General features: G+C 71.2%; 13 protein-coding genes and 1 tRNA gene. 11 read left to right on the top strand and 3 right to left on the bottom strand.

Translation table 11 applies throughout. The features are described 5' to 3' along the window. Positions 1–69 precede the first annotated feature (69 nt). The 3 genes from ACFWCH_RS02185 (at position 70) to ACFWCH_RS02175 (ending at position 2,039) form a co-directional block, all read left to right on the top strand. Positions 70–570, top strand: coding sequence for an amino-acid N-acetyltransferase (locus ACFWCH_RS02185; protein WP_136034679.1), 501 nt, complete (start codon positions 70–72; stop codon positions 568–570). A gap of 60 nt (positions 571–630) precedes the next feature. Continuing rightward, positions 631–1,275 (top strand): hypothetical protein, encoded by a 645-nt coding sequence (locus tag ACFWCH_RS02180; protein ID WP_378802814.1) that lies wholly within the window; start codon positions 631–633, stop codon positions 1,273–1,275. Positions 1,276–1,628: 353 nt separating this feature from the next. After that, positions 1,629–2,039: a dehydrogenase gene (locus ACFWCH_RS02175; RefSeq protein WP_136034683.1), complete on the top strand. Its 411-nt coding sequence runs from the start codon at positions 1,629–1,631 to the stop codon at positions 2,037–2,039. A gap of 15 nt (positions 2,040–2,054) precedes the next feature. Here the strand turns inward: ACFWCH_RS02175 and radA are convergent, their stop codons facing one another. Continuing rightward, on the bottom strand, positions 2,055–3,422 hold the full coding sequence (gene radA / locus ACFWCH_RS02170) for a DNA repair protein RadA (protein WP_136034686.1): 1,368 nt from the start codon (positions 3,420–3,422) through the stop codon (positions 2,055–2,057). Positions 3,423–3,522: 100 nt separating this feature from the next. Between radA and ACFWCH_RS02165 the strand changes: the two genes are divergently transcribed. The 5 genes from ACFWCH_RS02165 to cydC are packed head-to-tail and all read left to right on the top strand — an operon-like array spanning position 3,523 to position 10,007. Continuing rightward, positions 3,523–4,200 (top strand): ArsR family transcriptional regulator, encoded by a 678-nt coding sequence (locus ACFWCH_RS02165; RefSeq protein ID WP_136034687.1) that lies wholly within the window; start codon positions 3,523–3,525, stop codon positions 4,198–4,200. Next, positions 4,187–5,602: a cytochrome ubiquinol oxidase subunit I gene (locus ACFWCH_RS02160; RefSeq protein WP_136034689.1), complete on the top strand. Its 1,416-nt coding sequence runs from the start codon at positions 4,187–4,189 to the stop codon at positions 5,600–5,602. Before ACFWCH_RS02165 ends, ACFWCH_RS02160 begins: the two co-directional genes overlap by 14 nt. Positions 5,603–5,616: 14 nt before the next feature. Further along, positions 5,617–6,645, top strand: a complete 1,029-nt coding sequence (cydB, locus tag ACFWCH_RS02155) for a cytochrome d ubiquinol oxidase subunit II (protein ID WP_378802813.1) — start codon at positions 5,617–5,619, stop codon at positions 6,643–6,645. Between the two features lie 30 nt (positions 6,646–6,675). Beyond that, positions 6,676–8,343, top strand: coding sequence for a thiol reductant ABC exporter subunit CydD (cydD, locus tag ACFWCH_RS02150; protein WP_378802812.1), 1,668 nt, complete (start codon positions 6,676–6,678; stop codon positions 8,341–8,343). After that, positions 8,340–10,007 carry a thiol reductant ABC exporter subunit CydC gene (gene cydC, locus ACFWCH_RS02145; protein WP_378802811.1) on the top strand — a complete coding sequence of 556 codons (1,668 nt, stop codon included), beginning with the start codon at positions 8,340–8,342 and terminating at the stop codon, positions 10,005–10,007. The genes cydD and cydC overlap by 4 nt, the downstream gene beginning before the upstream one ends. 37 nt (positions 10,008–10,044) lie before the next feature. Here cydC and ACFWCH_RS02140 read toward each other — a convergent pair whose 3' ends face one another. Next, positions 10,045–10,821 (bottom strand): hypothetical protein, encoded by a 777-nt coding sequence (locus ACFWCH_RS02140; protein ID WP_378802810.1) that lies wholly within the window; start codon positions 10,819–10,821, stop codon positions 10,045–10,047. A gap of 140 nt (positions 10,822–10,961) precedes the next feature. Here ACFWCH_RS02140 and ACFWCH_RS02135 point away from each other — a divergent pair, with 140 nt between their 5' ends. Both ACFWCH_RS02135 and ACFWCH_RS02130 read left to right on the top strand, forming a co-directional pair. Further along, complete coding sequence (locus tag ACFWCH_RS02135; RefSeq protein ID WP_136044461.1) at positions 10,962–12,008, top strand: hypothetical protein; 1,047 nt, start codon at positions 10,962–10,964, stop codon at positions 12,006–12,008. Positions 12,009–12,053: 45 nt separating this feature from the next. After that, positions 12,054–12,144, top strand: a tRNA-Ser gene (locus ACFWCH_RS02130). A gap of 126 nt (positions 12,145–12,270) precedes the next feature. Here ACFWCH_RS02130 and ACFWCH_RS02125 read toward each other — a convergent pair. Continuing rightward, complete coding sequence (locus ACFWCH_RS02125) at positions 12,271–13,044, bottom strand: DUF4839 domain-containing protein (RefSeq protein ID WP_378802809.1); 774 nt, start codon at positions 13,042–13,044, stop codon at positions 12,271–12,273. A 145-nt stretch (positions 13,045–13,189) separates the two neighbouring features. On the opposite strand from ACFWCH_RS02125, the gene ACFWCH_RS02120 reads away from it, so the two are divergent. Next, positions 13,190–13,870 carry an SHOCT domain-containing protein gene (locus tag ACFWCH_RS02120; RefSeq protein ID WP_206252715.1) on the top strand — a complete coding sequence of 227 codons (681 nt, stop codon included), beginning with the start codon at positions 13,190–13,192 and terminating at the stop codon, positions 13,868–13,870. Positions 13,871–13,908: the final 38 nt, after the last annotated feature.

Genomic DNA, 13,908 nt, shown 5'->3' with positions numbered 1-13,908 from the left:
GATGCTGCGGCATCCGCCCCTTCCTCGTGTCTGGGAGGCGCACGGAGGGTGCGGTTCTAGGCTGGTCGGGTGAGCGACTACATCGTCCGGCCCGCCCGCAGCGCCGATATCGTCAGCATCCGCAACCTGCTCCAGCCGCTCGTGGAGCAGCGCATCCTGCTCGGCAAAGACCTGGCGGTGCTGTACGGCGCGGTGCAGGAGTTCGTGGTGGCGGAGGCCGACGGCGAGCTGATCGGCTGCGGCGCCCTGCACGTCATCTGGGAGGACCTCGGCGAGGTGCGCACCCTGCTCGTGCGCGACGACTGGCTGCACCACGGCATCGGTCGCGCGATCGTCGAGCGCCTGGAGGAGAACGCGCGCGCACTCGGACTGACGCGCCTGTTCTGCCTCACGTTCGAGGTGGATTTCTTCGGCCGCCGCGGCTTCACCCCCATCGGCGAGCAGGTCGTCGATCCCGACGTGTACTCGCAGCTGCTGCGCAGTGGAGACGCGGGTGTCGAGGAGTTCCTCGACCTGGCGCACGTCAAGCCGAACACGCTCGGCAACACCCGGATGCTCAAGGTGCTCTGAGGCCCGACGGGCGCACGACGCCTCCCAGGATCGCGGGGCTCGATCGCTTAACCTGGAACCATGCCCCGTCGTTCCGCCGCCGTCTACCGTCGTCGGCGTCTGGTGGTGCTGCTCGGGCTGATCCTGGTCCTCGCGGTGATCGGGGTGTCGGTGTGGCTGCTGGTCGCGCGCCCCTGGGCCGCCGCGACCGATGCGACCCCGGCGCCGACGTCCTCCTCGACGACCGAGACGCCGCCGCCGCCCACGGGTTCCGCGAGCCCGGCGCCCACTCCGAGCGCCTCCGAGACGCCCGCTGTCGTGGCCTGCCAGGCGAAGAACATCGAGGTCACGGCTGTCACCGACGCCGACACCTACGCGGCGGGCGTCACCCCGCGCCTGTCGATCTCGCTGACGAACAAGGGCACCACGGACTGCACGATCGACGTGGGGTCGAGCACCCAGGTGTTCACGGTGTCGAGCGGCGCGGACGTGTGGTGGCGGTCGACGGACTGCCAGGAGAACCCGAGCAGCATGATCGCGACGCTCACCGCCGGATCGACCGTGGTGAGCAAGGAGCCCGTGGTGTGGGACCGCACCCGGTCGAGCGTGGAGACGTGCGCGCAGGAGAACCGGCAGCGGGCGCCCGGTGGCGGCGCGTCGTACCATGTGGCCGTGTCGATCGGCGGCTTCCCCAGCGCCACGACGGCGCAGTTCCTGCTCTACTGATCGCACGCTACGGCTTTGCGGGCGATCCGGCCGTGCGGCTTCGGATTGCTTCGTCTGCTGCGGCAACCGATCCGAATTGCGGCGACCTTCGCGTCGGAGGGCCTCTTGTGCTGACACGAGTCGTTCTTTGGGATACCATAGACATGACTCTCCGCCTATGCGGCATAAGCCATCCCCAGTGGCGTCGAACTACAGCGTCCCCAGCGCTTCGACACCGCCGCTCGAGAGTCCGAGGGCCCTCTCGAGTACCCCAGTCCCCAATGGAGGACTCGAGAGGGCCCCAATCTTTTTCCCGCGCCGGCCGGAGGTCGCCGTGGAGCCGCGCTCGTCGTGTCGATGCCTAAGCTGGAGACATGGCTGCGAAGAAGGCGAAGTCCGGCAAGAAGAAGCCCGCACCCGAGGACTTCCGGTCCGAGGCGCTGGCGGTGGCCCTGGAGAAGCAGGACGTGGCTGCGGTCGCCCTGGCCCTGCGGCACGGCACGACCGTCGTCCCGCTCATCAAGCCCGGTGCGCGCGACAACCCGCTCGACGGCGGCGAGGTGTGGACGTACCGCGACCCGAACACGGGCGACCTGGCGTTGCTGCTCTTCAGCGACGCGAAGAACAAGCCGGCCAACCTGCCGCCCGGTGTGGGCATCTACGACGCGGCCTGGCTGCGGCGATTCCTCTCCGCCCACCCCATCACGACCGTGTTCCTCGACATCGCCGGTCCCCATCCCATGCAGGCGGATCCGGTCGAGCTGCTCAAGGCGCTCGACGCCTGATCGCGGCGCCGCGGCTCAGAACGGCGGGATGTCGCGGTCGGGACGCCGGGCCGCGTTCCGCGAGCGGATGTCGCCCAGGGCGGCGCGCAGCGTCTTCGACCGGTCGTCGACCACCTGTTCGTAGCCCAGTCGCGCCGCCTCCGTCCGGCGCTGCGCGGCCTGCGTGACCGGCCGCACCTCGCCCGCCAGGCTGAGCTCGCCCACCGCGGCGACCGTGCGCGGCACCGAGATCATCTGGATGGACCCCGCCACCGCGATCGCGATCGCGAGGTCGGCCGCGGGCTCGGTGAACCGCACGCCGCCCACCGTGGAGACGTAGACGTCGAGGCTGCCCGTGGGCACCCCGGCCCGGCGCTCCAGGATGGCCAGCACCATCGCGACGCGCGACGCGTCGAGGCCGTGCACGATGCGCCGGGGGTTCGGGGCGTTGCTGGGCACCGTGAGCGCCTGCACCTCCACCGGCAGCGCGCGGCGGCCCTCCAGCGAGATCGCGACGCACGTGCCGGGCTCGGACGCCCCCTGAGACAGGAAGAGCCCGGACGGATCCGGCACCTCGGCGATGCCGTCGCCGGTCATCTCGAAGCACCCCACCTCGTCGGTCGGCCCGAAGCGGTTCTTGAGCGCGCGGATGAAGCGCAGCGACGTCTGCCGGTCGCCCTCGAAGTGGCACACCACGTCGACCAGGTGCTCCAGCACGCGGGGGCCGGCGACCTGCCCGTCTTTCGTGACGTGACCGACGATGATGATCGGCAGGTCCCGCTCCTTGGCGACGCGGATGAGGGTCGCGGCGACCTCGCGCACCTGGCTGGGCTGTCCCGCCGCGCCGTCGGTGAGCGACGACGACACCGTCTGCACGGAGTCGACGATCACGAGCTGCGGCTGCACCTCGTCGATGTGACCGAGGATCGTGGCGAGGTCGGTCTCGCTCGCCAGGTACAGCTCGTCGTGCAGCGCACCGGTGCGCTCGGCGCGCAGCCGCACCTGAGCGGGGGACTCCTCGGCGCTCGCGTACAGCACCCGCCGCCCGGCACGTGCCGCCTGCGCGGCGACCTCGAGCAGCAGCGTGGACTTGCCGACGCCCGGCTCGCCGCTGAGCAGGATGGCGGCGCCGGGCACGATGCCGCCGCCCAGCACGCGGTCGAACTCGCCGACCCCGCTCGTGCGCCGGGGTGCGTCCTGTGTCGTGATCTGCGTGATCGGTCGGGCGGCGCGATCGGCGGTGGGTGCGAGGGCGTTCACGCGTCGGAGGATGCCGGTCTGGGCGGCCTGCTCCTGCACGGTTCCCCACTGCTGGCACTCGCCGCAGCGGCCGACCCATTTCGCCGTCGTCCACCCGCACTCCGTGCACACGTACGCAGGGGGAGCGGGTTTCCGGGTGGCCATGCCCCCAGGCTATCGGCGGGATCAGACATCCCTATCGCCCGGGTGATTATTCACGGCCCGGTGCCCCAACAGGGGTGTGGATCGCCAGAATAATGGAGACATGTCCAACGGCGGGTCCGTCTGCGGACCGATCTCGAGCTACTCCCGGGTGCGCATCCTGCACCTGCTCTTCGAGGCGGGGGTGACCGGTGCGTCCCGGCACCTCACGATCGGCGAACTGTGCGCGGCCACCGGCCTGCACGCCAACACCGTCCGCGAGCATCTGCAGCGCCTCATCGAGGGCGGCTACGTGATCCCCGAGGTGGAGCACCGCACCACCCGCGGCCGCCCGCGCACGCTCTACCGCGCCGCGACCGGTGCGTCCGACGCATCGAGCCCGGTCGCCAGGGACAAGGCCAAGGCGGCGGCCCGTCGCGGCGACCTGCTGCGCAGCGTGGTGCCCTCCGCGGCCCCGAGCGCCCTCGGCCGTGACGCCGTGCACCAGCTCGACGCCCTGGTCGAGCACCTGGAGGAGAGCGGCTTCGAACCGGTCGTCGACGACCGGGTGCTGACGGTCGACCTGAGCCCGTGCCCGCACGCCGCCGGCCGTCCCGAAGACCGCCCGCTCCTGTGCCAGGTGCACCTGGGCCTCATGCAGAGCGTGCTGACCGAGGCCGGGGGACCGCTCGTCGCCGCGTGCGTGCGCGACGCTCAGAGCCCATCGGAGTGCACGGTGCAGCTGCGCGACACCACGACGCAGCAGTCCGACAGAAGAGGAGTCGCGCATGGAATGGCTTGATCCGCTCGTCCTGTCCCGATGGCAGTTCGGGCTGACGACCGTCTACCACTACCTCTTCGTGCCGCTGACGATCGGCATGGCCCTGGTGGCCGCGATCTTCCAGACGGCGTGGGTGCGCACCGGCAAGGTGCAGTATCTCCACCTCACCCGCTTCTTCGGCAAGATCTTCCTGATCAACTTCGCCATGGGCGTGGTCACCGGCATCGTGCAGGAGTTCCAGTTCGGCATGAACTGGTCGGACTACTCCCGCTTCGTCGGCGACGTGTTCGGAGCCCCGCTGGCCTTCGAGGGTCTCCTCGCCTTCTTCTTCGAGGCGACCTTCATCGGCCTGTGGATCTTCGGCTGGGACAAGCTGCCGCAGAAGCTGCACCTCGCGACCATCTGGTGCGTCTCGATCGGCAGCATCCTGTCGGCGTACTTCATCATCGCGGCGAACGCGTTCATGCAGAACCCGGTCGGCTACACGTTCAACGAGGCGACCAACCGTGCCGAGCTCACCGACTTCTGGGCGTTGCTGACCAACCCCGTGGCGCTCGCCGCCTTCCCGCACACCATCTTCGGCGCGCTCATGTTCGCCGCCGGTGTCGTCATCTCGGTCTCGGCCTGGCACCTGGCGCGGGGCCAGCACTTCGACACCATGCGCGTCTCGCTCAAGTTCGGGCTGTGGGCCATGATCTTCTCCACCGCGGGCGTGGTGCTCACCGGCGACCAGCTGGGCCTGGCGATGTACGCCGCGCAACCCATGAAGATGGCCGCCGCCGAGGCGACGTTCAACACCGTGTGCGGACCGGACGCCTCGTTCAGCCTGTTCACGCTCGGCACGCCGGACGGCAGCTCCGAGCTGTTCTCCATCCGCGTCCCATACCTGCTGTCGCTGCTGTCGACGCACACGCTCGACGCGTGCGTGCACGGCATCAACGACCTCAACGCCGAGTACGCCCAGACCTACGCCGCCACGGGCCTGACCGACTTCGCCCCGATCCTGTGGGTCACGTACTGGTCGTTCCGCTGGATGATCGGCCTCGGCATGGCCGCCGCCCTCGTCGCGGTCGCCGGCCTCTGGGTCACCCGCAAGAACGCCAAGAAGCCGGTCGCCCCGTGGATGTGGAAGGTCGCGATCTGGTCGTTCCCGCTCGCGCTCGCCGCCAACATCATGGGCTGGGTGTTCACCGAGATGGGCCGGCAGCCGTGGATCGTGTTCGGGCTGATGTCCACGCGAGACGGCGTCTCGCCCGGTGTCAGCGGTGTCGAGGTGCTCATCTCGCTGATCGCCTTCACCGCGATCTACGCCGCCCTCGCGGTGGTCGAGGTGCGGTTGATCGTGAAGGCCGCCCAGAAGGGGCCGGACACCGATGAACAGCCCCATGAGGAGACGGCTCAGCTGCCGTCGGTCGTGTACTGAGAGGAAGGAGCATCATGGATCTCGCAACGCTCTGGTTCTGGATCGTCGCCTTCCTCTTCGTGGGGTACTTCGTGCTCGACGGATTCGACTTCGGCGTCGGCATGTCGCTGCCGTTCCTCGGCAAGGACGACGTCTCCCGCCGGCAGGTCATCAACACGATCGGCCCGGTGTGGGACCTCAACGAGACGTGGGTCATCGTCGCCGGCGCCTCGCTGTTCGCGTCGTTCCCCGAGTGGTACGCCACCCTGTTCAGCGGGTTCTACCTGCCGCTGCTGCTCATCCTGCTCGCGCTCATCCTGCGCGGCGTCTCGTTCGAGTACCGCCATCAGCGGGAGAGCAGGAAGTGGAAGCAGGGCTTCGACCGGATGATCGTGATCGGCTCCGTCGTGCCCGCGCTGCTGTGGGGCGTCGCCTTCGGCAACATCGTGCAGGGCGTCGCGATCGACGAGAACCACATCTACGTCGGCGGCTTCTTCTCGCTGCTCAACCCGTACGCGCTGCTGGTCGGCGTGACCACCCTGCTGCTGTTCTTCCTGCACGGCGTGCTGTTCGTGGCGCTCAAGACCGACGGGCAGGTGCACGCCGATGCCCGGAAGCTCGCCGCCCGCGCGGCCGTGCCCACCGTGATCGCCGCCGCCGCGACGGTGCTGTGGACCTACTTCCTCGCCGCGGGGCGGGAGGCGCCGCTGCTGTGGCTGGTCGCGGGTGCCGGTGCCATCGCCGCGGTGTCGCTCCTCGCCGCGATCGTGCTGTCGCTGCGGGGCCGAGACGGCCAGGCCTTCACCGCGGGCATCGTCACGGTGCTGACGGCCGTGGTGATGCTGTTCGCCGCGCTGTTCCCGTTCGTCATGCCGTCGACCATCGACCCGGCGTTCAGCCTGACGATCGCGAATGCGTCGAGCACCCCGTACACGCTGCAGATCATGACCTGGACCGCGCTGATCGCGCTGCCGCTCGTCATCGCGTACCAGACCTGGACATACTGGGTGTTCCGCAAGCGCGTCACCCGCAGCTCGATCGAGGGGGCGCCGGCCCACGCGTGACCCTGCCCCGCCCCCGATGATCGCCCCCGCATGAACCCCGTCGACCCGAGACTGCTGCGCTACGCGGCCGCCGCCCGTGGGTACCTCGCGGCCTCCGCGGTGATCGGCGTCGCCCAGACCGCGGTCACGATCGCGTTCGCCTGGCTGCTGACCGAGGCCATCACGGGAGCGATCGCCGGCCGAGACGTCACCGTGGTGCTGCTCACGCTGCTCGCGACGGCCCTGGTGCGCGGGGTGCTGATCGCCGCATCCGACGCCGCGGGCACACGGGCGGCCGCGCGCACGGGCATGCAGCTGCGCTCCGCGCTCGTGGCGGCCGTCGGGCGCCTCGGGCCGGGGTGGCTGGCGCAGCGGAACCAGACGGCGCTCGCGGTGACCGCGGGGCACGGGCTGGAGGCGCTCGACGCCTACTTCGCCCGGTACATCCCGCAGCTGGTGCTCACGGCGATCGCGACACCCGTGCTGGTCGCGGTCATGTGGTGGCAGGACTGGCCGAGCGGGCTCACGGCCCTCATCACCCTGCCGCTCATCCCGCTATTCCTCATCCTGATCGGCATCGCCACCCGCACCGTGCAGAAGCGGCAGTGGCAGACGCTGCAGCGACTGGCCGCCCGGTTCGCCGACACCGTGCAGGGACTGTCGACGCTGCGCCTGTTCGGCCGCGACGCCCGAGCGGCCGACCGCATCGAGGCCACCGCCGACGACTACCGTCGCGAGACCATGAAGGTGCTGCGGTTCTCGTTCCTGTCGGGCTTCTCCATGGAGCTGCTGTCGTCGCTGGCGGTGGCGCTCATCGCGGTCGCGGTGGGGTTCCGGCTGCTGTCGGGCGAGCTCACGCTCGAGGTCGGGCTGTTCGTGCTGCTGCTGGCGCCCGAGGCCTTCCTCCCCATCCGGCAGGTGGGCGTGCAGTTCCACGCGGCGGCGGAGGGGGTCGCCGCAACCGAGGACGTGTTCGCGGTGCTCGACGAGGCGCGGGGCGACGGCTCCGGCGTACACGACTCGGGAGCGCCTGCCGCGGTGAGCGCCTCCGGCGCGGTCCCCGGCGCAGCCGCCGTCCGTTCTCCGGAGTCGCGAACCCCCACGGACGGCGCCCTCGTCGTGGAGCAGCTGCGCGTGCGCGACCTGCCGCCCGTGTCGTTCACCGCCGAGCGCGGCACCATCACCCTCATCGAGGGGCCGAGCGGCGCGGGCAAGTCGAGTCTGCTGGCGGCCCTGCGGGGCGCGGTGCCGTTCGCGGGCGAGGCGACGTGGTCCGGGCGTGACGTCCGCGGCCTCGCGTCGTCGGAGTGGCTGGCGTGGGCGGGCCAGACGCCCGGGCTCATCCGCGGCACGGTGGCGGACAACGTCGCCCTCGGCGACCCGGAGCCCGATGCCGAGCGGGTGCGGAGGGCGCTCGACGCCGCCTGCGCCGAGGGGATCGACCCCGCGCGAGAGCTCGGCGTGCAGGGCAGCGGACTGTCGGGCGGGCAGGCGCAGCGGGTCGCGGTGGCGCGGGCGCTCTACCGCCAGGCGGGGATGCCGCACGCCGTACTCGCGCTCGACGAACCCTCCAGCGCGCTCGACCCCGCCACGGAGGAGCGGCTGTGGTCCTCGCTGCGCGCGCGGGCGGACGCCGGAGCGACCGTGGTGCTGGTCTCCCACCGCCGGTCGGCGCGCGACATCGCCGACCGCGTGGTCGCCCTGGGGGTGAGCGCATGAGCGAGACCACCAGGGCCCGGCGGGTGCGCGAGGTGCTCCGCCTGGCGCAGCCGCCCGTCGCGCGGTTCCTGCCCGGCCTGATCTGGGGCGTGCTGTCGGCGGGCGCGGCCGTGAGCCTGCTCGCGGTGAGCGGCTGGCTGATCGTGAGCGCCTCGATCGTGGACTCGCTCGTGCCGCTGTCGGTGGCCGTGGTCGGGGTGCGGTTCTTCGCCGTGACCCGCGCCGTGACCCGCTACCTCGAGCGGCTCAGCGGGCACGATGCGGCGCTGCGGCAGCTGGCCTCGACGCGCTCCGACCTGGTGCGCCGCCTCATCCCGCTCTCTCCCGCGGGGCTCGGCGCGACCGACCGGGGACAGGTGCTCACGGCGCTCGTCGACGACGTGGAGAATCTGCAGAACCTGCCGTTGCGGGTGGTGCAGCCGCTCGCGGTGTCGGCGCTCGTCGCCGTGGGGGCTGTGGGGTTCCTCGCCTTCGTGTCGCCCGCGGCCGCGCTGACCCTCGCCGTGTGCCTGGTCGTCGCCGCGCTCGCCGCGATCGGGCTCGGGTGGGTGTTCGGCTCCCGGGCCGAGTCGGCCGTGTCTGCCCGTCGCGCCGAGGTGTCGGCGGCACTGGTCGACTACCTCGGCAGTCTCGACGTGCTGCTCGCCTACGCGGCGGAGGGCCAGGCGCGCGAGCGCATCCGGGTGGCCGACGCCGCCCTGCGCCGGGTCGTGAGCAGGGCCTCGGTCGCCCAGGCCGTCGCCGCGGGCACCGTGTCGCTCGTGGCGGGGGCTGCGTCGGTGTGGGCGCTCGCGGCGGCCGCGCCGGGACTCGCGACCGGGGCGATCGATGCGCCGTGGCTCGCGGTCGCGGTGCTCGTGCCGATGGTGGTGTTCGAGGTGTTCGGGGCCGTGCCGATCGCCGCGGCCTCGTGGCGCAGCGTGCGGGCGAGCGCCGAGCGCATCGTGGACGTGCTGCCGGAGCGCATGCCGTCGGAGCTGCGGACGGACGCGGGGGAGGATGTCGCGTTCGACGGCACACCGCGGGTCACGCTCCGCGGGGTCGCGGCGCACTGGCCCGGAGGGGTTCCGGCACTGCGCGGCGTCGACCTCGACCTCCGGCCCGGGGAGCGCGTGCTCGTGACCGGTCCGAGCGGTGCGGGCAAGAGCTCGCTCGCGGCCGCCCTGGTCGGGTTCCTCCGCGTGACAGGGGAGTACCGCATCGACGGGCGCGACGCCGCGGCACTGTCGGGTCCGGCGCTGCGCCGCACGATCGGCCTGTGCGAGCAGCACCCGCAGCTGTTCGACGAGGATCTGCGGCAGAACCTCCTGTTCGCCAGGGACACCGCGACCGACGCGGAGCTCCTCGACGCGCTCGGCCGCGTGGGGCTCGGGGCGTGGGCGCGCGAGCGCGGGGGCCTCGACGCCAGGGTGGGCGACCGCGGGGCGCTGGTGTCGGGCGGCCAGGCGCAGCGCATCGCCCTCGCCCGCGCGCTGCTCCGGGGGTTCCCGGTGCTGGTGCTCGACGAGCCGACCGCTGGCGTGGACCCCGACGCCTCGGACGCCCTGCTGCGCGACCTGCTCGACGCCGCGGGCGCCCAGACGGTGCTGCTGATCTCGCACGTGGATCCCCCCGCGGGAACGGTGGACCGGGTGGTGCGGCTCGACGGCGGTCGCACGCTCTGAGGCGTCGCGCGACCGGCGTCGCGGCGGGACATCGAGGTCAGACGCTCATGTCGACGGGCGGCTCCATCACGATGCCCTGCGCCTCGAACGCGCGGCGGCGCTCCTCGATGCGGCGGTGCATCTCCACCTGCGCGGCCTCGACCAGGCGCGGGTCGAGCTCGACGGTGGGCGGGTGCGGGTCTCCGTGGTGCGCGGCGATGTAGGCGTCGAGCTCGGGGCCGCTGGTCCACGACGTGATGAGGGCGTACCGCGGGGCCGCGCCGCGGTGCCACACGGCGTGCCAGAACTGCTGCGTGTCGATCACGATGCGGGAGCCGGCGTGCAGGGCCAGACGCACCTCGGTCGCGGGGTCGAAGCGGTCGGAACGGAGGATGAGCATCGACTCCGTGTCGTCGGTGAGGTTGACGTAGCCGCGCACCACCCAGCCCGTGCCCGGTTCGTTGAGCCGGTTGTTGTCGTCCTGGTGCAGGTTGTAGATCGCGTCGGCGTAGTCGTTGGGCTGCAGCTCGATCACGCGGCACCGGCCGATGCCCGCGCCCGGCTCCAGCGCCCGGCTCTGCAGCGTCGGCGCGATCGCGACCTGCGCGTCGATCCACACGCCGTCCTTGTCGGTGCGGGGAGGCGTGCGGTTCCAGAAGCCGTTGCAGTCGATGTCGCCCGCGTAGCTGGTGAGCGGGGCGAAGCGGGTGATGCCGGACGAGCGCCAGCCGACGTACTCCAGGTCGCGCCACTCGGCGGGATCGATGGGGCTCGTGTCGTCGTCGAGGACGACGTAGCCGGTGTCGGCGAGAGCCTCCGAGGTGATGAATGCCATGCTGCTGTCCTTCCCGTCGATGCCACCCCAAGACGGCGGGTTCTTAGGCAATCCTAACCGGCTGGTGCGGAGGTGCCGGGCGCCACGACCGGGCAAAAGGCGCGGGCGGTCGCGCCGCACCCCACCGATATCCTGGGGCGATGACGCAGCCCCAGGGTGCCCTTCTCGTGGGCAGTGTGAACTACGACGACGCCGAGACCACCATGCGCACGGCGGCGGAGCTGCTGGGCGACAGGCTGCGCCGCCTCCCCGACGGCGAGGTCGGCAAGCGGTTCCACTGGATCATGTTCCAGCCCGACGTGATCGGCCGGGCCGACGGCATCGAGCGGATCGGCGACGAGCCCATCCCTTTCCCGGCCGGCATCGACGCGCGGGGGCTCCGCCTCGCCGAGGGCGTCGACCCCGCGCGCATCGAGCTGCCCCCGCTCGGGTATGCCGAGGCGGCTCTCGAGTCGTATGCCCTGTTCACCCGGCTCCGCGAGGAGGGTGCCGTGGCGCCGGGCACCCGGTTCCAGGTGTCGCTGCCCACGCCGCTCGCCGTGATCTCCTCGTTCTTCCACGGCGACGACCGCGCGGCGATCGAGCCGGTGTACACCGCGGCCATCCTGCGCGAGCTCGATGAGATCCTCGCCGGGATCCCGCACCACGACCTCGCCGTGCAGTGGGACGTGGCCAGCGAGATGGGCATCATCGAACGCGCGTCGGGCTACGGCGCGGTCATGGAGGCGTGGTGGCCGGGCGACCCGTTCGACGGGCTGGTGTCGCGCCTCGCCGCCCTCGTCGACGCGGTGCCCGCCGACGTCGAGGTGGGGGTGCACCTCTGCTACGGCGACGCGGGGGAGAAGCACTTCTTCGAGCCGTCCGACGCCGGGAACCTCGTGCGCTACGCGAACGCCGTGGCCGCCGCGAGCTCCCGACCGCTCACGTGGCTGCACCTCCCGGTGCCGATCGCCCACGACGACGCGGCCTACTTCGCCCCGCTCGCACAGCTCGAGCCCGTGGACGAGCTGTACCTCGGCCTCGTGCACCGGGAGGACGGCGAGGAGGGCGCGCGTCGACGGATCGCCGCAGCGGCCCCGTACGTGCCGGCGTTCGGCGTCGCCACCGAGTGCGGCATCGGTCGCGCCCCCGCCGGCTCGACCGAGGGCATCCTCCGCACCCACGCCGCGGTCGCCGCGGCCTGGTGACCGCTCGATTCGCGCGGCCGCCCCGTGTGTCGTAAACTGATCCGCGGTGACGTGTCCGAGCGGCCGAAGGTGCAACTCTCGAAAAGTTGTGTAGGGTAACCCCCTACCGTGGGTTCAAATCCCACCGTCACCGCCACCACGAAGGCCCCGACTCCTCTGGATGCGGGGCCTTCGTCCTGTCCGGGGTGACGGTTCCGGTAATGCGCCGGTGCTGAGCGGATCGATCTGTCGTTCGCCGGTCGCCATTCCGGGCGATGGCGGCTCAGCGCACGCTGGTCTGTACCGGCTCGAGAAGGAAGAGCTGACCGTCGATCGAGCCGACGCGAGCGATGACGTGGAGGTTGTCGCCGACGCCGATCGTGTCCGGCGCGTCATCGGTCAGGTGCAGGTCGTTCGTGATGTTGACGTCGCGGAACTGGAAACTCGGACCACCGTTCGAATGGGTCTCGCTGTAGTCGCCGTTCGCGATGAGGATGTCGTAGCGGGTCGTGAAGCCCTCATGCGGGTTCATCGCCCCGATCGCGCCGTCGAACTCGATCAGCTGGCCCGCGTACTGCGCGGCGAAGGCCTCAACGGTCGGGCCGTCCTGGGGACCCGTGAGCAGCGCCGCGAGGTCGGCGTTGTTCTCGATCGTCAGCGGAGTCTCCTCGGCGGGAGCCGTCACGGTGGGCTCCTCGGGCTCCGTCGACGGCTCGTCTCGCGGCGCGACGGCTTCGGAGCTGGGAGTGTCTGCCGGTGCCGGGCTGCCCTCTTTGTCATCGCCGGTGACCGCGACCATGATCCCGATGAAGATGCCGAGGACCACCAGCGCGCCGCCGATGATCGCGAGCGGCTTCCACGGAAACGGCGGCTTGGGGCGGCGGAAGACGAGCTCGGTGCGGATCCTGCCGGTCTTCTGGGTGACGAGCTCCCAGCCGTCCTTCTCCCACTTCGCGGTCATGAGCTTCTCGGTGCCGCGGACCGTCTGAACGCTCCTGGTCTCGTACTTCACCGTCTCGGCGGCAGCTTCAGGGCGCACCTCAGCGTTCGTCATCATCGGGCTCTCCTCCCAGATCCCGGGAGGACAGCGCACTGCCGGGTCATCGCGAGCATATCGGGTGCTGCCCGACCCCAGACGGAACGCGAGCACGCGGATGGCCTCCGCTACTCTCAGCTGAGAGAGACCCCACGAAGGAGAAGACATGGGCCTGTTCGACAAGGTGAAGGATGCCGCCTCGCAGGCGGCCCAGGCGGGCATGGACAAGGCGCGCGCCGCGGTCCCTGGGGTGTCACCCGCTGCGTCCGTGGCCCCGGCTGAAACTGTGATGACGGTAGCCGCAGAGCCGCGGCCGATCATCGAGCTGGAGAGCCACATTGACGGCCGGAACGCGAAGGTGCGCCTGTGGGCGGACCGGCTCGAGTGGGAGCGCCCGCGCGGGGTTTCCGGCGGCAAGATCACTGCCGGAGTGCTCACCGGTGGCGTCTCGCTGCTGGCGACCGGGGTGAAGGGCGGCAAGGACGAGCACGACATGGTTCTGCTCAAGCACGTCACCAATGTCACGAGCCGCAAGGACGGCCTGAAGTACTACGCCGTCGACGTGCAGACCTCGGCGGGTGCCGCGGTGAACACGATCACCTTCCGAGTGAGCAGGGACGAGGCGGCGCAGTTCCGCTCGGTGATCCTCGGCGCAATGCAGGAGCAGGAGGCGAAGGCCTCGGCACCGGTGGTCGTTCAGGCGCCGATGTCCGCCGCTCCCGCGCCGGCGGCCGCTGCGCCGGATCTCACCGCTCAGCTGCAGCAGCTCGCGGCGCTCCGTGACGCCGGCGTGCTGACGGAGGAGGAGTTTGCGGCGAAGAAGGCGGACATCCTGGCGAGGATCTAGGGGTCAGAGCCCACGTTTCTCCCGGGGCATCGCTCATG

The sequence above is a fragment of the Microbacterium sp. NPDC060132 genome, from assembly GCF_042729675.1.
GTDB lineage: Bacteria > Actinomycetota > Actinomycetes > Actinomycetales > Microbacteriaceae > Microbacterium > Microbacterium sufflavum.
Note: the sequence above shows the minus strand (reverse complement) of the source record. Positions and strands in the feature narration are given on the sequence as shown.

Bases quoted from the DNA above. Each gene is read 5' to 3' on its own strand.
- ACFWCH_RS02175 (WP_136034683.1), top strand. From the start codon at position 1,629: ATGGCTGCGAAGAAGGCGAAGTCCGGCAAGAAGAAGCCCGCACCCGAG.
- cydB (WP_378802813.1), top strand. From the start codon at position 5,617: ATGGATCTCGCAACGCTCTGGTTCTGGATCGTCGCCTTCCTCTTCGTG.
- ACFWCH_RS02165 (WP_136034687.1), top strand. From the start codon at position 3,523: ATGTCCAACGGCGGGTCCGTCTGCGGACCGATCTCGAGCTACTCCCGG.
- cydD (WP_378802812.1), top strand. From the start codon at position 6,676: ATGAACCCCGTCGACCCGAGACTGCTGCGCTACGCGGCCGCCGCCCGT.
- cydC (WP_378802811.1), top strand. From the start codon at position 8,340: ATGAGCGAGACCACCAGGGCCCGGCGGGTGCGCGAGGTGCTCCGCCTG.
- ACFWCH_RS02125 (WP_378802809.1), bottom strand. From the start codon at position 13,044: ATGATGACGAACGCTGAGGTGCGCCCTGAAGCTGCCGCCGAGACGGTG.
- ACFWCH_RS02180 (WP_378802814.1), top strand. From the start codon at position 631: ATGCCCCGTCGTTCCGCCGCCGTCTACCGTCGTCGGCGTCTGGTGGTG.
- radA (WP_136034686.1), bottom strand. From the start codon at position 3,422: ATGGCCACCCGGAAACCCGCTCCCCCTGCGTACGTGTGCACGGAGTGC.
- ACFWCH_RS02160 (WP_136034689.1), top strand. From the start codon at position 4,187: ATGGAATGGCTTGATCCGCTCGTCCTGTCCCGATGGCAGTTCGGGCTG.
- ACFWCH_RS02135 (WP_136044461.1), top strand. From the start codon at position 10,962: ATGACGCAGCCCCAGGGTGCCCTTCTCGTGGGCAGTGTGAACTACGAC.
- ACFWCH_RS02120 (WP_206252715.1), top strand. From the start codon at position 13,190: ATGGGCCTGTTCGACAAGGTGAAGGATGCCGCCTCGCAGGCGGCCCAG.
- ACFWCH_RS02140 (WP_378802810.1), bottom strand. From the start codon at position 10,821: ATGGCATTCATCACCTCGGAGGCTCTCGCCGACACCGGCTACGTCGTC.